The 18,248-nt window shown below is 59.9% G+C and carries 17 protein-coding genes; 1 reads left to right on the top strand and 16 read right to left on the bottom strand.

Annotated features, from left to right (window positions below):
* Positions 1-19: 19 nt before the first annotated feature.
* On the bottom strand, positions 20-2,449 hold the full coding sequence (locus ACQZ5G_RS03060) for a ComEC/Rec2 family competence protein (protein ID WP_448737072.1): 2,430 nt from the start codon (positions 2,447-2,449) through the stop codon (positions 20-22).
* Between the two features lie 307 nt (positions 2,450-2,756).
* Between ACQZ5G_RS03060 and gltA the strand changes: the two genes are divergently transcribed.
* Entirely contained in the window at positions 2,757-4,046 is a 1,290-nt protein-coding gene (gene gltA / locus ACQZ5G_RS03065; protein ID WP_003502585.1) for a citrate synthase, read from the top strand.
* Positions 4,047-4,121: 75 nt separating this feature from the next.
* On the opposite strand, the gene ACQZ5G_RS03070 is transcribed toward gltA, so the two are convergent.
* The 15 genes from ACQZ5G_RS03070 to frr form a co-directional block, all read right to left on the bottom strand.
* Entirely contained in the window at positions 4,122-4,856 is a 735-nt protein-coding gene (locus ACQZ5G_RS03070; RefSeq protein WP_448736954.1) for an amino acid ABC transporter ATP-binding protein, read from the bottom strand.
* Entirely contained in the window at positions 4,834-5,493 is a 660-nt protein-coding gene (locus tag ACQZ5G_RS03075) for an amino acid ABC transporter permease (protein WP_003521390.1), read from the bottom strand. The genes ACQZ5G_RS03070 and ACQZ5G_RS03075 overlap by 23 nt, the downstream gene beginning before the upstream one ends.
* On the bottom strand, positions 5,490-6,161 hold the full coding sequence (locus ACQZ5G_RS03080) for an amino acid ABC transporter permease (protein ID WP_035261720.1): 672 nt from the start codon (positions 6,159-6,161) through the stop codon (positions 5,490-5,492). The genes ACQZ5G_RS03075 and ACQZ5G_RS03080 overlap by 4 nt, the downstream gene beginning before the upstream one ends.
* 82 nt (positions 6,162-6,243) lie before the next feature.
* Complete coding sequence (locus ACQZ5G_RS03085) at positions 6,244-7,029, bottom strand: transporter substrate-binding domain-containing protein (RefSeq protein ID WP_003521393.1); 786 nt, start codon at positions 7,027-7,029, stop codon at positions 6,244-6,246.
* 6 nt (positions 7,030-7,035) lie between these two features.
* Positions 7,036-7,746 carry a GntR family transcriptional regulator gene (locus ACQZ5G_RS03090; RefSeq protein ID WP_003521395.1) on the bottom strand — a complete coding sequence of 237 codons (711 nt, stop codon included), beginning with the start codon at positions 7,744-7,746 and terminating at the stop codon, positions 7,036-7,038.
* 163 nt (positions 7,747-7,909) lie between these two features.
* Positions 7,910-9,094: a lipid-A-disaccharide synthase gene (gene lpxB, locus ACQZ5G_RS03095; protein WP_448736955.1), complete on the bottom strand. Its 1,185-nt coding sequence runs from the start codon at positions 9,092-9,094 to the stop codon at positions 7,910-7,912.
* The gene (locus ACQZ5G_RS03100; RefSeq protein WP_448736956.1) at positions 9,091-9,957 is read right to left on the bottom strand and encodes an LpxI family protein; all 867 of its coding nucleotides are present in this window, start codon (positions 9,955-9,957) and stop codon (positions 9,091-9,093) included. Before ACQZ5G_RS03100 ends, lpxB begins: the two co-directional genes overlap by 4 nt.
* 3 nt (positions 9,958-9,960) lie before the next feature.
* Positions 9,961-10,776: an acyl-ACP--UDP-N-acetylglucosamine O-acyltransferase gene (gene lpxA, locus ACQZ5G_RS03105; protein WP_448736957.1), complete on the bottom strand. Its 816-nt coding sequence runs from the start codon at positions 10,774-10,776 to the stop codon at positions 9,961-9,963.
* Positions 10,773-11,240 carry a 3-hydroxyacyl-ACP dehydratase FabZ gene (fabZ, locus tag ACQZ5G_RS03110; RefSeq protein WP_448736958.1) on the bottom strand — a complete coding sequence of 156 codons (468 nt, stop codon included), beginning with the start codon at positions 11,238-11,240 and terminating at the stop codon, positions 10,773-10,775. Before fabZ ends, lpxA begins: the two co-directional genes overlap by 4 nt.
* Positions 11,233-12,300, bottom strand: a complete 1,068-nt coding sequence (lpxD, locus tag ACQZ5G_RS03115; protein WP_448736959.1) for a UDP-3-O-(3-hydroxymyristoyl)glucosamine N-acyltransferase — start codon at positions 12,298-12,300, stop codon at positions 11,233-11,235. The genes fabZ and lpxD overlap by 8 nt, the downstream gene beginning before the upstream one ends.
* 49 nt (positions 12,301-12,349) lie before the next feature.
* A complete protein-coding gene (gene bamA / locus ACQZ5G_RS03120) occupies positions 12,350-14,674 on the bottom strand; it encodes an outer membrane protein assembly factor BamA (RefSeq protein ID WP_003521403.1) in 2,325 nt (774 codons plus the stop codon).
* Between the two features lie 199 nt (positions 14,675-14,873).
* Complete coding sequence (gene rseP, locus ACQZ5G_RS03125; RefSeq protein WP_448737073.1) at positions 14,874-15,995, bottom strand: RIP metalloprotease RseP; 1,122 nt, start codon at positions 15,993-15,995, stop codon at positions 14,874-14,876.
* 49 nt (positions 15,996-16,044) lie between these two features.
* Positions 16,045-16,878, bottom strand: coding sequence for a phosphatidate cytidylyltransferase (locus tag ACQZ5G_RS03130; RefSeq protein WP_448736960.1), 834 nt, complete (start codon positions 16,876-16,878; stop codon positions 16,045-16,047).
* Positions 16,878-17,621, bottom strand: a complete 744-nt coding sequence (locus ACQZ5G_RS03135) for an isoprenyl transferase (RefSeq protein ID WP_059752791.1) — start codon at positions 17,619-17,621, stop codon at positions 16,878-16,880. Before ACQZ5G_RS03135 ends, ACQZ5G_RS03130 begins: the two co-directional genes overlap by 1 nt.
* 65 nt (positions 17,622-17,686) lie before the next feature.
* On the bottom strand, positions 17,687-18,244 hold the full coding sequence (gene frr / locus ACQZ5G_RS03140) for a ribosome recycling factor (protein ID WP_003521407.1): 558 nt from the start codon (positions 18,242-18,244) through the stop codon (positions 17,687-17,689).
* Positions 18,245-18,248: the final 4 nt, after the last annotated feature.

Here is an 18,248-nt window from a genome sequence, read left to right on the forward strand (position 1 = left end):
GACCCATGCTGGCGGCACTTTATTGTGATGCCGCCAGCAACCGCATGACGGCATCAGGCACGTCGTGATCGAAACGGCCGCTTTTCCAGTCGTAATAGCGATGTTCGCTCCAGGGCCTGTCCATGCCGGCGATTGCGGCGCGCAGTCTGCCGACCACCCCTGCCTGATCGCTGCCGGCGAAGTCCATTTCCAGCGAACCGATCCGCCGCAGGATATCGCGGTTCAGCAGAAGTGCGCCCGAGCGGCATTGGGAAAAGGACGTTCTGCGGGAGACGATAACGATATCGGCAATATCGCAAGCCTTTCCGGCAAAGCGGCCATCTTCCAAAACGATGATCCATTCGCCGCTTCCCGCGCGCGCAACGCACCATATGCCTTTGCTGCAGGTGAAAACACCGGGCTCGGCGTCTCTCAGGGCCGCCGTCATCTGCCGTGCAACCGCGCTCATCTCTTGCGGATCAAGCTTCGCCTTCGGGGCCAAAGCCACGGTTTTTGCCGTAGCCTCGGTCTTGAGAAAGACCGGCGGCACAGGCTGTTCCGGTAAAAGCAGCGCCCTTTGCCACTGGCCATAAACGAAACCCTGCGGCTGAGCCTTCGTCGTATAGGCTTTGCCGTCCTCCAGCAGCGCCACCAGCTCGCCATCCTCATGAACAAGCAAATCGGGCGGATCGCGATAGGCCGTGGCGGCTGACAGGCCAAAGGCAAGGAACAGAAGCGGCATGCCCAGAAGCGCAAGCCGGCTGCGCAGCAATGTCAACAGCAGAAAACCAGCCGAGGCGAGCCCCAGAAACCACCCGTGCGGCCGGCCCGTCGCAGCGCTTCCGCCCCAGGACGCCACCTCCTGCGCAACCTCGATGACGAGGGCCATGCCGTACCCCATGACCTTCAGAAATGGCGCATCCAGCCCGAAAGGCATCAACAGCATGGCGAAAAGGCCGAAAGGCATGACAATCAGCGACATCAGCGGCATGGCGGCCAGATTGGCGAAAAGTCCATAGGTGGTGACACGCTGAAAATGCTCGACCGAATAGATCGCCGTCGAAAGACCGCCGATCAGCGACGTCGTGATGACACCGCCAACGATGGCGCCCGCCGTTTGCGCCACCGTCATCCATGCCGGTTTGCGCCCGATAAACAGACGCTCGCGATCGATACGCCAGCGGCTCCAGGCGGCATAGGAGGCGACGAGCGCGATGGTCGCGGCAAAAGACATCTGGAAGCTCGGACCCATGATTTCCGAGGGCGAAAAAGCAAGAATGACCAAAGCGGAAAGCGCAACATTCCTGAGGCTGAGCGAGGGTTGATCGAACAGCACCGCGATCAGCATCACCGACATCATCAGCCAGGCGCGTTCGGCGGAGACGGCGAAACCTGAAATCAGATAATAGGCAAGCGTCATCAAGAGCGCGGCGAAAGCCGAAATCTTCTTCACGGGCCAGCGCTGCGCAAATGCCGGAAAAAGGCTGAAGGCAAGCCTCAGTCCCACGAAAAATATGCCCGACGCCAGCGCCATGTTGAGCCCGGATATGGCGACGATATGGGCAAGGCCGGAGAGCCGCAACGCTTCCATCGTTTCGGCGGATATGGCCTGTCTCTCATCGGTGACGATGGAGGCGGCAAAGGCGCCGGCATCGCCGCCGATGGTGTTGCGGATGCGCTCGGCAATGGCGGTGCGAAGGCCATAGAGCCGCATGTCGGCCCATTCCAGCCAGCCCGTCTTCGCGTCGATGCCGGGTGGAGTTACCGTCTGTGGCGGCTTATAGAAGAATCCGGTCGCGCCTATGCCCCTGAAATAGGAGGCGAAGGCGAAATCGTTGAGCCCCGGCAGAGCCGGGCCGGATGGCGGCGAAAGCCGCGCCTTGCCACGAATGGTCGCGCCGAGCGCGGCGGGCTCGCCTCCCCCGCGTGACAGGAGCGAGACCTTGCCCGGCGGGCGTGACAATGCCGGCGCTTCCGTTGCTGTGAGTTGCACCACATATCGCCAGTCCCCGCGCGCATCCACCTCCCTTCGGGTCACCGTGCCGGTGATGGTGGTGGTGACGGGCGTATCCAGCACCACTGTTCCCGCACGCCACGTTTCGACCCCGGCGAAAAGCATGCCCAGCAAAAGCAGCGCGAAAAGGCCGCAGGCCGTGGCTGCGAAGCCCGAGCGATATTTCGCGAAAAACGCCAGACCGGCGGCGATGAGACATGTGATCGCCAGAACGAGGAATGAAGGCGAGGTATTGAGGGAAAACCAGAGGATCGCACCGCAGCCGATGAAAACCGGAACGAAAAGAAAATCGTGACCGAATGCGCGCTCCTCGGCGACGCATACGGCGATTTTTTGAGAGGCGACAACTCGCAGTTTCGGCTTGCCGACAAGGGCGGGCGTACCATATGTCGCGACATCGCCGGTTCTACGAAGCGGATAAAGGATTTCCGCCGTGCCGGGCAAATCGCCCTGCATCGTTTCGGCATATCCGAAATGCTGTTTTTCCCCTTGACCGAGCAATCCGCGCCGCGCCCCTGCCGCACCGGGAACAGGTTTGCAGGCGGATGCGAGGGATTGCAATCCTTTCCTTTAACCCTGCGTTGACTGAGATTGAATTGCCATCGCCGGGAAAGACGGAAGCAAGGCAATTGCGTTTGCCGCAATGCACAATTTGACCTTTGGATAGCTTGGCATCTGCGCAAGGATCATATAGCTAATCGGTAGACGCTTAACCGCGGGGCGTGTCTCAACGCCCCCACCCGCATGTTTTCGGAGGATCAGTATGACGGAAAAAAGCGCTACAGTGACACTTGGCGAAAAGCAGGTCGAACTCCCGGTCAGGGAAGGCACGATCGGACCAAGCGTCGTCGATATCGCCACGCTGTACAAGCACACGGGCTCTTTCACCTACGACCCGGGTTTCACGTCGACGGCCTCCTGCGAATCCAAGATCACCTATATTGACGGTGACGAGGGCGTTCTGCTGCATCGTGGCTTCCCCATCGAGCAGCTCGCCGAACAGGGCGACTTCCTGGAAACCTGCTACCTTCTGCTTTACGGTGAACTGCCGACCGCGGCTCAGAAGAAGGACTTCGACACCCGCGTCACGCGCCACACCATGGTGCATGAGCAGATGAGCCGCTTCTTCACCGGCTACCGCCGCGATGCGCATCCGATGGCCGTCATGTGCGGCACGGTCGGCGCTCTCTCGGCCTTCTACCATGACTCGACCGACATCACGGATCCGCACCAGCGCATGGTCGCTTCGCTGCGCATGATCGCGAAGATGCCGACGATCGCCGCCATGGCTTACAAGTACCATATCGGCCAGCCCTTCGTTTACCCGAAGAACGACCTCGATTACGCCTCCAACTTCCTGCACATGTGCTTTGCCGTGCCGTGCGAGGATTACAAGGTCGATCCGGTTCTGGCCCGCGCCATGGACCGCATCTTCATCCTGCATGCCGACCACGAGCAGAACGCCTCCACCTCCACGGTGCGTCTTGCCGGTTCTTCGGGTGCAAACCCGTTCGCCTGTATCGCAGCTGGCATTGCCTGCCTCTGGGGCCCGGCTCATGGCGGCGCCAACGAAGCGGCGCTCAACATGCTCAACGAAATCGGCACGGTTGACCGAATTCCGGAATATATCGCCCGCGCCAAGGACAAGAACGACCCGTTCCGCCTGATGGGCTTTGGCCACCGCGTTTACAAGAACTACGACCCCCGCGCCAAGATCATGCAGAAGACGATGTACGAAGTGCTGGAAGCCACCGGCAACTCCGACGATCCGATCATGCAGGTCGCGCTGGAACTGGAAAAGATCGCCCTTTCCGACCCCTACTTCGTCGAAAAGAAGCTCTACCCGAATGTCGACTTCTATTCCGGCATCACGCTGAAGGCGCTCGGCTTCCCCACCACCATGTTCACCGTTCTCTTCGCGCTCGCCCGCACCGTTGGCTGGATCGCACAGTGGAACGAAATGATCGAAGATCCGCAGCAGCGCATCGGCCGTCCGCGCCAGCTCTACACGGGCGCCGGCAAGCGCGACTACGTTCCGGTTTCCAAGCGCTAAGCCGCGAAACCCCATAAATCAAAGGCCGGCAGGTTTTCACCCGCCGGCCTTTTTTGTTGGGCATCCGAATGGTTCTCAGTGGCGTGCGGCAACGCCCAGGAACTGCTTCAGTTCGGGTGTTGCGGGATTGGAAAATACCTCTTCCGGCGGGCCAATTTCATGCACCCTGCCCTCATGCATGAAGACGACGCGGGAGCAGACGTCGCGCGCAAATTTCATTTCATGCGTCACCATCAGGAGCGTCATGCCCTCGGCGGCGAGTTCCCGCACTACGGCCAGCACTTCCGCGACGAGTTCGGGATCGAGCGCCGAGGTGATTTCGTCGCACAGCAGCGCGATGGGCTGCATGGCAAGCGCGCGGGCAATGGCGACGCGCTGTTGCTGGCCGCCGGACAATTCATCGGGATAGGCCTCGAATTTATGCGCCAGCCCGACACGTTCCAGCATCTTGCGGGCAACGGCTTCCGCTTCCGGCTTCGGCGTCTTTTTCACCACGGTCTGCGACAGCATGACGTTACCGCCAACGGTCTGGTGCGGGAAGAGATTGAACTGCTGGAAGATCATGCCGACCTTCAGCCGCAGGGCTTTCAGATGCAGATCGTCTTCGAGAAGCTGCGCGCCGGCGACCGATATGGAACCGGCCGAGATCGTCTCCAGCCCGTTGATGCAGCGAAGCAGGGTCGATTTGCCCGATCCGCTCTTGCCGATGATGGCGATGACTTCACCCGGCTCCACATCGAGGTTGATGCCCTTCAGAACCTCGTTGCTGCCATAGCTTTTGCGGACTTCAGTGATTTCGATGAGCGACATTGAGCTTCCTTTCGAGGATCTGGCTGCTCTTCGACAGAGGCCAGCACAGCGCGAAATAGATGAGGGCGACGAGGCCATAAACGGTGAAGGGCTGGAAGGTGGCGTTGGTGACGACCGTGCCGGCCTTGGACAATTCGACAAAACCGATGATCGAGGTCACGGCCGTTCCCTTGATGACCTGCACGAAGAAACCGACGGTCGGCGGAATGGCGACCCGCATGGCCTGCGGCAGGATGACGTAGCGCATCTGTTGCAGGCGTCCCATGGCAAGGCTTGCCGATGCCTCCCATTGGCCTTTCGCGACGGATTCGACACAGCCGCGCCAGATTTCGGTGAGGAAGGCCGCTGCCCACAGGATCAGCGTCAGGCCTGCTGCCAGCCAGGCCGGCACATCGATGCCGAACAGGCCGAGGCCGAAAAAGGCGATGAAGAGCTGCATCAAAAGCGGCGTGCCCTGAAAAAGCTCGACATAATAGCGTGCGAAAGCCCGCATCGATTTTTTCCGGGAAATGCGCATGAAGAGCAGAAGCAGCGCCACCAAGCCGCCGCCGGCGAAGGAAACGAGCGACAGCAGCACGGTCCAGCGCGTGGCGAGCAGCAGGTTTCTGAGAATATCCCAGGTGGAGAATTCGATCATCGGACACTCCTGCGCGGAAAGATGAGGTTGCCGCCCATCACCAGCACCTGCCGGAGAAGGATGGCGAGCACGAGATAAATGACGGTGGAGACCATATAGGCTTCGAAGGCGCGGAAGGTGCGAGACTGAATGAAATTGGCCGCGAAGGTCAAATCCTCGGCGGCAATCTGCGAGACGACCGACGAGCCGAGCATGACGATCACCACCTGCGATGAAAGAGCGGGCCAGATGCGTTGCAGCGAGGGCACCAGAACCACATGCCGGAAGGTTTCGAAACGGGTCATGGCAAGGCTTGCCCCCGCCTCGAACTGTCCCTTCGGCGTCGCCTGAATACCGGCGCGGATGATTTCGCAGCTATAGGCCCCGAGATTGACCACCATGGCGATATTGGCGGCGGTCAGTTCCGACAATTGCAGGCCAAGCGACGGCAGGCCGAAAAAGATAAAAAACAATTGTATGAGGAATGGCGTGTTGCGAATGAGCTCCACATAGGTCGCGACCGGCGGCCGCAGCCATTTGGGCCCCAGCGCGCGCACCCAGGCGCAGACGATGCCAAGTGCGATGCCGAGAACGCCGCCAATGGCAATCAATTCCAGCGTAACGGCGATGCCTTTGGCGATCTGCGGATAATAGTCGAGAAGCCATCCAAAATCGAATGTGTATTTCACCCGATGCTTCCTTTCGGCGAGGACAAACCATGCGCCGGTCCCGCCTCAAAGCGAGGCCGGCGCATGCATTTTTCCGGGTTGCTCAGAGATCCTTGGGCAGGTCGGTTTTCAGCCATTTCTGCGCGATCGTGTTCAAGGAACCATCGGTCTTTGCGGTGGCGATGATGGCGTTGACCTTTTCAAGCAACGCCGGCTGTTCCTTGTTCAGGCCGATATAGCAGGGCGAATTCTTGATCAGGAACTTCAGCTCGGGGCGCTTTGGCGGGTTCTTGGCGAGAATGGCGGCGGCTACCACGTTGCCCGTGGCCACGGCTTCCACCTGGCCGGCGAGGAAGGCGGAGATCGTGCCGTTATTATCCTCGTAGCGCTTGATGGTCGTATCGGCAGGCGCCACCTTCGTCAGCTCCAGATCCTCGACAGCGCCACGGGTGACACCGATGGTCTTGCCGGACAAATCTTCCGCCTTGGTGACGGCAACCGAAGCCGGAGCGAACACGCCGTTGAAGAAAGGCGCATAGGCGGTGGAGAAGTCGATGACCTTTTCACGGTCCGGGTTCTTGCCGAGGCTCGAAATGACGAGATCGACCTTGTTGGTCTGCAGATAGGGAACGCGGTTGGCGCTGGTGACCGGCACGAGTTCAACCTTCACGCCCAGCTTATCGCCGATCAGATTGGCGACGTCGATATCGTAGCCCTGCGGCGCCATATCCGTGCCGACGCTGCCGAAGGGCGGGAAATCCTGCGGGACGGCAACGCGGATCGTGCCGCGGGAGGTGATATCACCGAGCGCATCAGCAAAGGCTGCGGGCGAAAAGCCGAGCGTTGCGGAAATCGCGGCAATGGCAAGCAATGAACGTCTGGAAATCATTGAGAATTACTCCTTGGGGCTTGAGGAAAGAGGCTGAAGTGAAAGGGAATTGCGAAGCTCGTAGAGCGGGTCCGGCCTGCGGGTGAGATCGAGACCGGTTTCGACTTCGTCGAGATGGCGGATGGCGAGTTCTGCGGCGCCATGAAAATCGGCAGCCTTGATCGCTTCGAAGATACGGCAATGTCCGTCATGCGACTGCTGTGCATGGAAATCGGACTGATAGAGCATGGAGATGAGGATGGTTCTCGCCGTCAGGTCGCGCAGCGTTTCGACGATGATGTCGTTGCCGGCGATTTCCGCGATGCGAATGTGGAAGTCGCCCATCAGGCAGGTCAGGCGCTGGCGGTCGCCTTTGGCAATCGCCGCCTTCTCCTCATCGAGATGATCGGCGAGGATGGCGATGCCTTCGGCGCTGATGCCGGAAAGATTGCGCAAGAGCCCATATTCGATAATGCGCCGCGCCTCATAGACCTTGATGGATTCTTCGGCGGAAGGCTCCACCACGAACCAGCCCCGGCGCGGGCTGACGGTGACGATGCCGCGCGTCTCCAGCCGCATCATCGCTTCGCGAATGCGCGTGCGCGACACGCTGAAAAGGCTGGCGAGCTGGTTCTCGCTGAGGCGGGTGCCCGGACGGATGCGCGCGGAAAGAATGCCGGAGATGATGGCGTCTTCTACCGCGCTCTGGGCGCTTTCTGATGTATGGCTATCTTGCATACAAGATTGAAAGCAAGAGGTGTGCCAGACGGAAATTTATGGGCCGGGAGCCATCCGATGGTCAGCCGTTTGCTGCACTAACGATCAAATGCAGTAAAATCGCGCCCTCGCCTGCCTGCATCGACAGCAGGACGGCAGCCCGTGGGAGTGAGTGCTTATTTGATTATTGTGAGGGACGAGCTTTGCTCTTCAGGACATCCAGAAGAATGCGGGCACCGGTTTCGCCCGGAGGCACATCCGTATGCAAACGCTGCTGCACGAGTGCATAACCTTCGAGCATCGCCTGCCGTTCAGTGGTGTCGGAAGACAGACGCTCTGCCCAGCGCAGCATCGAACCTGCCCTTACCACCTCGTTGAAATATTCCGGCACGACGGCGTAATCGGCAATCAGGTTCGGCAGAGCCCCTGTCCAGGTCTTCACCCGCTTGCTCAGCATGGTGAAAATCCAGTCCGTCTTGTAGACCGAGATCGTCGGTACGCCCGCTAGCGCGAGTTCCAGAATGACCGTGCCGGAAGCGGCAATCGCCGCATCGGCTTCAGCAAACGCGTTCCATTTGAAAGCGGAATCGATACCGATTTCGGGCCTGATATCCTCCGGCCATGAGGCCGCCAGTTCGCGGATGCGTTTTTCCTGACGCGGCACGGTGGGCAACAGAAACCGCGTCGGACCGTTGCGCTCGACAAAAGCTTTCGCCGCCGCCTGAAAAGGCTCCATCAGCCGCGTCGTTTCAGTGGAACGCGACCCTGGCAGGAGGAGAATGGTCTTCGGTTCGCCATTCGCCGGCAGAGAACGTTCCGCCCGCTTCTGGCGCACTGCCAGCACATCGGGATCGACGCTGAGGCGATGACCGACAAAAGTTGTCGGCGGACCGCCGAGACGGCGCATGGCTTCCGGCTCGAAGGGCAGCAGAGCCAGCACGTGATCGACATAGGAGAGCATCGCGGTGGCGCGATATTCCTTCCAGGCCCAGACGCTGGGGCAGACGTAATTGACGACCGGCAGATGCGGCAATTGTTTGCGGACTTTTTTCGCAACGCGATGGGTGAAATCCGGGCTGTCGATAATCAGCAGAATATCGGGCTTTGCGGCGGCGATTGCCTGAGCGGTCTGGTCGATCCGCGCAATGAGCTTCGGCAGTTTTTTCAGAACCTGCGTGAAGCCCATGATGGAGAGTTCGGAATAGTCGAACAGGGAAACCAGTCCCTGCGCTTCCAGCGCTTCGCCTCCGACACCCACCAGTTCTACAGGTCCCGTATATTGGGCCTTGAGCGAGCGGATCAGATCCGCGCCTAAAAGATCGCCGGATACTTCCCCGGCTATGACCGCCACTTTTAATGCCGCCGTCATCCGATCATGTCTCCGCCAAGTGACGTATCGATGCCGCAGACGAATATGCCCGCCTCATCGGCCGCTTTCAACATCGCCTCGCGATCGAGCACCAGCGCCCGCCCGGCTTCGACGGCGATGCCCGCCAGCCCGGCCCTTCGCGCATTCTCCACCGTTTCCACACCGATTGTCGGCAGGTCGGCGCGCACATCCTGCTGCGGCTTGCACAGCTTTACGAGCACCCCCCTGCGGCGCGGGGATATCCGTCCTTCCGCGCGCAATGCCGCAACGCGCGCCAGCATGGCATCCGTGCCCTCAACGCCTTCCAGCGCGACGATGCGGCCGCCGACGGCGACCGCGCCCTGCCCCACATCGAGCTTGCCGAGTGCAAGCGCGGCCTCAGCCGCCTTGCGTATATCGCGCAGATCATCCTCGGCAGGTTTTTGCGCACCGAAAGGACCTATCGCGGCCAGCAGGCCGGGCGCGATCTCGTGAGCGCCGATGACTTTTGCGCCGAGCGTGCCGATGATTTTGATGACCATCTGCAGAACGGCGTCATCGCCGCTCGACAGCAGCGTCCTCACAATGGACGGCAGTTTGAGCAGGATGCCGACTGTGGGGCGGATCTCGCGCCACTCCGGCCGCCGCGCCACACCACCGGACAGCACGACACGGTCTACCCGGTTTTCGCGCAGCAGACGGCCAAGCCCGGCGACATCGCCGACACTGATGACGGCATTGTCGAAACCGCTCCAGTCGAAACGGGAATCATCGCGCAACCGCACGATGAAAGGGTTCTCGCCCATCTCACGGGCGGCGGCCGCCACATAAAGCGGCAGCTGGCCGCTGCCGGCCACAATGGCGAGACGCCCGCCGCCTGTCACGGCTCACTTGCCCCGGTTGGGCGAAGAGATCGCGCGGTCGCTGTCCGCACCGATGAAATCGATGACTTCAAGCGCCTGCGGGCAATCCAGATAGTCGTTACGGTCGATGGCCGCCGCATTGCCGCGGATCGTGCCATCAGCCTCGAAAATCGCCTTGTAGACGCGCCTGACCTTGTGGATATCGGCACGCTCGATGCCGGCACGGGTCATGCCGACGACGTTCAGGCCGCCGAGGATGCCGGGATTGCCATTCAGCATGCCATAGGGAATGACATCGTAATTGACCGCCGAAAGTCCGCCGATGAAGGCCTGGCGGCCAATGCGGGTGAACTGGTGCACGGCGCAGCCACCGCCGAGAATAGCGCGATCCTCAATGGTGACATGGCCCGCGAGCATCACATTGTTGGACAGGACGATGTGGCTGCCGAGGCGGCAATCATGCGCCACATGCGAATTGGCGAGGAAGAGATTATCGTCACCGATAACGGTCTTGCTGCTGCCATCGGAACTGCCGGCGTTCATCGTCACGCCTTCACGCATGATGCAGCGCTCACCGATCTCGAGGGTCGTTTCCGAACCGTCGTGGCGAATTGCCTGCGGCGTGCCGCCGATGACCGCCATGGGATGGACGACCGAACCACGGCCGATCACGGTCAGGCCGGAAACAACGGCGTGATTGTGCAGCTGGACACCGTCATGCAGCGTGACTTTCGCGCCGACATAGCTCAGCGCACCGATGATGACGTTTTCACCGATCACCGCACCGTCTTCGATCACGGCGCTCGGGTGAATTCTGGCCGAGGCGGCAATCGTGCTCATTGCTGATCCTCGGGGATCATCATGGCGCCGACATCGGCCTCCGCCACCAGCGCGCCGTCCACCTTCGCTTCGCAATGGAATTTGAAGACATTGCCGCGCTGGCGCTGCTTGGCGACATGGATTTCCAGACGATCGCCGGGGATCACGGGCTTGCGAAACCGCGCATTGTCGATTGTCATGAAGTAGACCAGATGACCGCCCTCACCCTGGCTGCGAGCGCAGATCGCACCCGCCGTCTGGGCCATGGCTTCGACGATCAGAACGCCCGGCATGATCGGCCGGTCCGGGAAGTGACCGGTGAAATGCGGTTCATTGACCGTCACGTTCTTGATGCCAATCGCCGAGTTGTTACCGTCGATCTCGATGATCTTGTCGATCAGCAGGAATGGGTAACGATGCGGCAGAAGCTTCATGACTTCCAGAATGTCAGCCGCGCCCAGCGCCGTCTTCGTTTCTTCAGTCATTGTTTTTCTCTCCTGTTTTTTTATCACGCCCTTCAGCGCGCGCCAGAATTTCGGCCATGTCGCGCAGGAAATATTTCATTGGACGCGCGGGCGTGCCGCCATAACGGGCGCCTGCCGGAACGTCCGCCACAACGCCGCTCATCGCCGCGATCTGTACGCCGTCGCCAATGTTGATATGGCCATTGATGCCGGCCGCGCCGCCAATCATCACACCGTCGCCGATGCGGGTGCTGCCCGCAATGCCGACCTTGCTGACGATGCCGCAATGGCGGCCGATGCGCACGTTGTGGCCGATCTGGACCTGATTGTCGATCTTGGTGCCTTCGCCGATGACCGTGTCATCCATGGTGCCGCGATCGATCGTGGTGTTCGCGCCAATCTCGACATTGTCCTGAATGATGACCCGGCCGATCTGCACGATCTTCAACATGCCGCGCGGACCGGGAGCATAACCGAAACCGTCCTGACCGATGCGCGCACCGTTATGGATAATCACATTATTACCGATGAGGGCCGCAAGAATGCTTGCGCCGCCGGCAATGGTGCAATCGCGCCCGATCTGCACATCCTGCCCTATGATGACGCCGGGACCGATGCGCGTGCCCGCGCCGATATGAGCGCCAGCTCCAATCACGGCGAGAGACTCGACGATGACGCCCGCCTCCAGCTTTGCGGATGGATCGACATGCGCAGCATGGGAAATTTCAGCTTCCATCCGCGCGATCGGACCCGGACGCATGGCGGAGGGATGCAGCAAGGCACCCACCTGCGCAAAAAGCGTGTGCGGGTTTTTCGATATCAGCGCAGGGGTGTGAGACGGAAGCATGTCTACAAGGGCGGCGTCACAAATGACGGCGCCAGCGTCGCAGGTCTGCAGCTCATCGCGGTTCTTGCGCGAAAGAATATAGCAGAGCTGATCGGGTTTTGCCCGGTAGACCGGCGCAACGGACCGAATGATCCGCTCTCCCGCCGCGTCATCAGACAGTTCCGCCCCAAAACGGTCCGCGATATCTTTCAATCGCAGTCCCTCGTGGGGCGGAAAAAAGGCGTTGTATTCCATCAGCCGGAAACTCCAGAACGTTCAAAGTTGCAGTTCTGGACTGCCGATATCAGAAAGTGTTGGACATGCCAAACCGGAAACGCTGTTCCTCGTCGTAGTCTTCCTTGGCAATCGGCACGGCGTAGTCGACGCGGATCGGACCGAAGGGCGACGCCCACATCACACCGACACCGGCGGATGCACGGATGGAGTTGTCGTCCTTCACACCGGCGCTGTTGGCAACCTTGTTGCCATAGAGCGTGCCGGCATCCACAAAGCCAGCGAGACGCAGGCCGAAATCTTCCGGAACGCCAGGCATCGGAGCCGTGACTTCAGCAGAAGCGGCGAAATAGGTCGTGCCGCCGATGGAGTCGGAACCGATGCGCGGACCGATACCATCATTCTTGAATCCGCGAACCTGACGACCGCCAAACTTGAACTGATCGAATACCAGCAGGTTGTCACCCGTCGGCATGACGTGGCCCGCCTGACCCGTGATCGAACCAATGACATCGTACTCGTCAGACAGCGTGTAGAAGAAGCGAGCCTTGGCGTAAATCTTGTAATATTCGGAATCGCCGCCGAGACCTGCAAATTCGTTCGTCAGAGCAGCCTGCCAGCCTTCGCGCGGCATGTTGCGGTCGTCGAGCGTATTGTAGTTCAGCGTGTTCGAAATGATGGACTGTGTCCAATCACCGCCACGGATCAGGTCCTTGTAGGGCTCGGCAAGGTTGCTGCCGGTTTCCCAGTCGCCCTCACCGTCATAATTGATCTGCTTGTAGGTGTACTTGAACGTCGTCGAGAGGTCTTCGGTGATCGGCGCGGTCACGCGCAGCGAGAAGCCCTGCTCGTCGTAATCATAATAGTCTTCGCTGCGGCTCTGGCTCTTGAACAGGTCGAAACCTGCGGCAAGACGGTAGCCGAGGAAATAGGGTTCCGTGAAGGACAGCGTATAGCTGCGCGCATCGTCTTCACCCGCACCGGCGGCGAGACGGATGTACTGGCCGCGACCGAGGAAGTTCTTCTCTTCGATGGATGCTTCGAGCAGCACACCGTCGTTCTGCGAGTAGCCGGCGCCGATACCGAACGAACCCGTCGACTGATCTTCTACGTCGACAACGATGACGACGCGGTCAGGAGCACTGCCGCCGGCGGTCGAAATATTGACCTTCGAGAAATAGCCGAGCGCTTCGAGACGGCGCTTTGCTGCCGTGATGACCGTCTGATTGAACGCATCGCCTTCGGAAATATCGAACTCGCGACGAATGACGTAGTCACGCGTACGGGTGTTGCCGCGGATTTCGATGCGCTCGACATAGGCGCGCTCGCCCTGGTCGACAATATAGGTCACACCGATGGTGTTGCCAGCCATGTCACGGTCGCCGCGCGGCGTTACGCGGGCAAAGGGATAACCTTCGCCGGCCACGCGCTTGGAAATCGCTTCCATGCTCTGCTGAACTTCCTTGGCGCTGTAGCTTCCGCCCTGGTGGGTTTCCACGAGGCCCTGAAGCTCCGAACCGTCGACGCCCGGAACGGTCGATTCGACCGCGACGTTGCCGAAGTTGTAACGCTGACCTTCATCGACCGTGATGGAGATCGTGTATTCGTTCTTGGACTCGTCCAGCACAGCCTCGGAGGAGACGACCCGGAAGTCGGCGTAACCGCGGTTGTAGTAGAACTGGCGCAGCGCCTCTTCGTCGGCGCGCAGCTTGTCCTCGTTATAGACGTCCTTACGCGTCAGGAACGACAGCATGTTGGACTTCTTGGTATTGATGACGGCGGCCAGACGACCATCGCTATAGGCATTGTTGCCAACGAAATCGATGCGGCCGATCTTCGTGCGCTCGCCTTCATTGATGACGAAAGCAATGTTCACACGGCCCTGACCGACGGAAACGGTCTGCGTGGTGACTTCGACGTCGCTACGGCCGATGGCGGCGTAGGCTTCCTTGATGCGGGCAATATCCGCCGTCACGATGGCCTGATTGAACGGGCCGAGGGACTGGGTCTGCACAACGCCGGCGAGCTTGTCGTCCTTGATCTTGCGGTTACCGTTGAAGACCACCTGGTTGACGAGCTGGTTCTCATTGACGGTCACGACCAGCGTGCTGCCGGAAACACGCATGGAAACATTCGAGAAGTAACCGGTGGCGTAAAGACGCTTCACCGATTCATCGATGTCCGAATTGGAAAAGTTCTTACCCGGCGCAATGGTGATGTTGGAACGCACGGAGTCCGCACCGGACCGGTCGGCCCCGCGAACATCGATCCTGCTGATGACGGCCGCATTTGCAGCGCCAGCAGAGGCAAGCACGCCAAGGCCCGCAACCGAAGCAACACCGGCAGACAGAGCAACCGCCGACACAGCGTTCAAAAATCTTGAACCAGCCTTCATTTCAATTCTTACCTTTTTACGTTGTCCCTCAGCGGGCGGAACCCGACTCCGGCCATGTGCGTCGTTTTACCTGCTTTTCCCCTACAAGCAAGCGCGAACGTTAAATTCTGTTTACTTCGTGCTCCAGAGTGGCTCATTCGCCACTTCGGCATAAAAACAAGGTAAACAAATAACTAACAAAACCGTTAAAACACAATCCTCAGCCGATCAAGCTGCTGATATCATTCCATGTTGCAAAAACCATAAGACCCAAAATCATCATCATCCCGATACGGAACGCGACTTCCTGCGCGCCCGCGCCAAGCGGCCTGCCGCGAATGGCCTCGATGGCGTAGAACACCAGATGCCCGCCGTCCAGAACCGGCACAGGCATCAGGTTCAAAAGACCGATGGAGACGGAAAGAACGGCCGCAAGCTGGATAACGGCGGAAATGCCGAGCGTCGCCATCTGGCCGGAGGCCTGCGCCACACGCACCGGGCCGCCAAGCTGATCGGCATTCATGCGCCCTGTCACGAGATTGCCGATATAGTTGAATGTGCCGGTAATGACGTGGCCCGTTTCACGCACGCCTTCGACCAGCGCCTCGGACGTCGAATATTCGATATGGCGGAAATTGCCGCTGGTCTGGTCGGTGACGATGCCGATAATGCCCATTTCCAGCTTGTTGCCGAACTGGTCTGTGGTTTCGGTGCGGGTCGGGACCATCGGCAGTTTCAGCTCCTCGCCCGCCCTTTCGACCGTCACCGTGATCGGCGTGCCCGGCCGGATGCCGACGTAACGGCGGACATCCTCGAAGGTCATCACTTTTTCGCCATCGATCGCGATGAGCCGGTCGCCAGGCTGCACGCCCGCGGCAGCCGCCGCGCTGTTTTCACGGACTTCCGCCACGACCGGATCGGCAATCATCCGGCCGTAAATGCCGAAGAGCAGCGCGAAGATGAGAATGGCGAGAATGAAATTGGCGATCGGGCCTGCGGCAACCGTGGCCGCCCTTTTCCACAGCTTTGCGCCGGAAAGCGTCTGCGCCCTCTCCTCCAGCGACATATGCGACAGGCCGGAACTATCCGGCTTGCTCGCCGCATCCTCATCGCCGAAGAACTTGACGTAACCACCGAGCGGGATCGCCGAAATCTTCCATCGCGTGCCGCGTTTGTCGGTGAAACCAATCAGCTCCGGGCCGAAGCCGATGGAGAATGCCGTGGAACGGATGCCGCACCAGCGACCGACCAGATAATGGCCCATTTCATGGACAAAAACGAGCAGCGACAGCACCAGGATGAAAGGCACGATATAGCCGGTCAGAAAGCCGGTCGCCGCCATTACTGTGTTCATGACAATCTGCCCTTTGTGTCGTGACCTTTCGCGCCGCTCAGAAACCCGGCAACAGACCGCCGCCCGATCCGGGCACGTCGCCGGTTGCCGCCGCATGCACGAAAGCAATGAGGAATACCGTAAAGCAGGCGAAAACAAGACCGTCGACACGGTCCATGAAGCCGCCATGGCCCGGAATGAGATGACTGGAATCCTTGACCTGGAAACGCCGTTTCACGAAGGATTCGAAGAGATCGCCGATCTGGCTGAACACCGAGAGGATAAGGGCGAGCCCAAGCACCAGCACGCTGATCCTGCCGTGATAGGCCATGGACACCGCACCGCCGCCGATCACGGCCGCCACCGCCCCGCCGATCGCGCCGGACCAGGTCTTGCCGGGCGAGATCGAAGGCGCAAGCTTCGGCCCGCCAATGGCGCGTCCGACGAAATAGGCGAGAATATCCGTCGACCAGACAACGGCGAAGATAAACAGGATGGACACGAATCCGGTCAGCTCGTCACCACGGATGGCTGCCAGCGATATGCCGCTCAGGCCCGCATAAAAAATGCCGCCTACCAGCCACCAGTTTTTGCCGCGCAAAATTGGAAACAGCGCCGCCGTCAGCGTGAAGCCGGATAAGAGCGGCAGATCGAGCGAGGATTCGCCGAATATCGTATTGCCGGCGATGACGGCGACCGCGAACCAGCCCCAGGCATTGCCGGTCGAATTGGTCTCAGACAGCCGGGTAATCGTCGACCATTCATAATAGATGAGGATCGCCAGAAGGCCCGCGACGATGCGGAACAGAATGCCGCCATACCAGGTCGCGGCCAGAATGACCGCCGCCATGACGATTGCGGACACGATCCGCAGTCTGAGTTCACGGCTCATCAGGCGCCTGCCACGGCAACCTGCTCGGTGAGTGCACCGAAGCGGCGGTCACGCGTTGCATATTGCTCGATTGCGGAGAAGAATCGCTGGCGGTCGAAGTCCGGCCAATATTCGGGAACGAACAGGAACTCGGAATAAGCGGCCTGCCAGAGCAGGAAGTTCGACAGGCGCTCTTCGCCGCTGGTGCGGATGATGAGATCCGGATCGGGCATACCCGACGTGTCGAGTCTGGCCGAAATCATCTCTGGCGTAATGGATTCGGCATTAATCCTGCCTTCGGCGACATCGCGCGCAATCGCCGCCGTCGCACGCGCGATCTCGTCGCGGCTTCCATAATTGAAGGCGATCACCAGCGTCAGCTTGGTATTGTCCGCTGTCATCTGTTCCGCCTCTTCGAGGAGAGAACGGATGTCGTGCTTCAGCCCCTGCCGGTCGCCGATGATCCGCACACGGACATTTTCGCGGTGCAGTTCCGCAAGATCACGCCGGATGAAGGCTTTCAAAAGCCCCATCAGATCGCTCACCTCGGATTCGGGTCTGCGCCAGTTTTCCGACGAGAAGGCAAACAGCGTGAGATAGCGTATTCCGCAATCGCCGGCCGCGCGCACGGTCTCGCGCACGGCCTCCACACCGCGGCGATGCCCCATCACGCGCGGAAGACCGCGCTGCTTTGCCCAGCGTCCATTGCCATCCATGATGATGGCGACGTGCTCGGGTATGGAGGAACGTGTCGTCGTCGGCATATCGATCCAGTAACAGGGCAGCGCGGAATTAAAACGAATAAAATACAGGTCTATCGCGAACGATATCAGACCTGCATGATTTCCTTTTCCTTCTCGGCAAGCAAGCGGTCAATTTCCGAAATCGTGTCATCGGTCATTTTCTGAACCTTTTCCGACTGTCCACGGCTTTCGTCCTGACCGATGTCACCGTCCTTTTCGGCTTTTTTCAGACCATCCATGCCATCGCGGCGCACATGGCGAATCGCCACCTTGGACTTTTCGGCATAATCATGGGCGACCTTGACGAGCGATTTGCGGCGCTCTTCGTTCAGTTCAGGCAGCGGAATACGCAGGTTCTGGCCGTCGACGATGGGGTTGAGGCCGAGATTGGATTCGCGGATCGCACGGTCGACGGCGTTGACCATCGACTTGTCCCAGATGTTGACGCCGAGCATGCGCGGCTCCGGAACGGTGATATTCGCAACCTGGTTCAGCGGTACGCGCGAGCCATAAGCCTCGATGGTGACCGGATCGAGAATATTGGCCGAAGCGCGGCCGGTGCGCAGCGATGCGATATCGCTCTTGAATGCATTGATGGCGCCGTCCATACGGCGCTTGATATCGTTGAGGTCAACACCACTCATCTTG

This window comes from Agrobacterium sp. 22-214-1, from assembly GCF_053522465.1.

Coding starts and splice junctions, on each gene's coding strand:
- ACQZ5G_RS03135 (WP_059752791.1), bottom strand. CDS start 17,621: ATGCCGACGACGACACGTTCCTCCATACCCGAGCACGTCGCCATCATC.
- frr (WP_003521407.1), bottom strand. CDS start 18,244: ATGAGTGGTGTTGACCTCAACGATATCAAGCGCCGTATGGACGGCGCC.
- lpxA (WP_448736957.1), bottom strand. CDS start 10,776: ATGAGCACGATTGCCGCCTCGGCCAGAATTCACCCGAGCGCCGTGATC.
- lpxB (WP_448736955.1), bottom strand. CDS start 9,094: ATGACGGCGGCATTAAAAGTGGCGGTCATAGCCGGGGAAGTATCCGGC.
- lpxD (WP_448736959.1), bottom strand. CDS start 12,300: ATGGAATACAACGCCTTTTTTCCGCCCCACGAGGGACTGCGATTGAAA.
- ACQZ5G_RS03070 (WP_448736954.1), bottom strand. CDS start 4,856: ATGTCGCTCATCGAAATCACTGAAGTCCGCAAAAGCTATGGCAGCAAC.
- ACQZ5G_RS03060 (WP_448737072.1), bottom strand. CDS start 2,449: ATGCAGGGCGATTTGCCCGGCACGGCGGAAATCCTTTATCCGCTTCGT.
- ACQZ5G_RS03085 (WP_003521393.1), bottom strand. CDS start 7,029: ATGATTTCCAGACGTTCATTGCTTGCCATTGCCGCGATTTCCGCAACG.
- ACQZ5G_RS03130 (WP_448736960.1), bottom strand. CDS start 16,878: ATGAGCCGTGAACTCAGACTGCGGATCGTGTCCGCAATCGTCATGGCG.
- bamA (WP_003521403.1), bottom strand. CDS start 14,674: ATGAAGGCTGGTTCAAGATTTTTGAACGCTGTGTCGGCGGTTGCTCTG.
- ACQZ5G_RS03090 (WP_003521395.1), bottom strand. CDS start 7,746: ATGCAAGATAGCCATACATCAGAAAGCGCCCAGAGCGCGGTAGAAGAC.
- ACQZ5G_RS03075 (WP_003521390.1), bottom strand. CDS start 5,493: ATGATCGAATTCTCCACCTGGGATATTCTCAGAAACCTGCTGCTCGCC.
- rseP (WP_448737073.1), bottom strand. CDS start 15,995: ATGGCGGCGACCGGCTTTCTGACCGGCTATATCGTGCCTTTCATCCTG.
- gltA (WP_003502585.1), top strand. CDS start 2,757: ATGACGGAAAAAAGCGCTACAGTGACACTTGGCGAAAAGCAGGTCGAA.
- fabZ (WP_448736958.1), bottom strand. CDS start 11,240: ATGACTGAAGAAACGAAGACGGCGCTGGGCGCGGCTGACATTCTGGAA.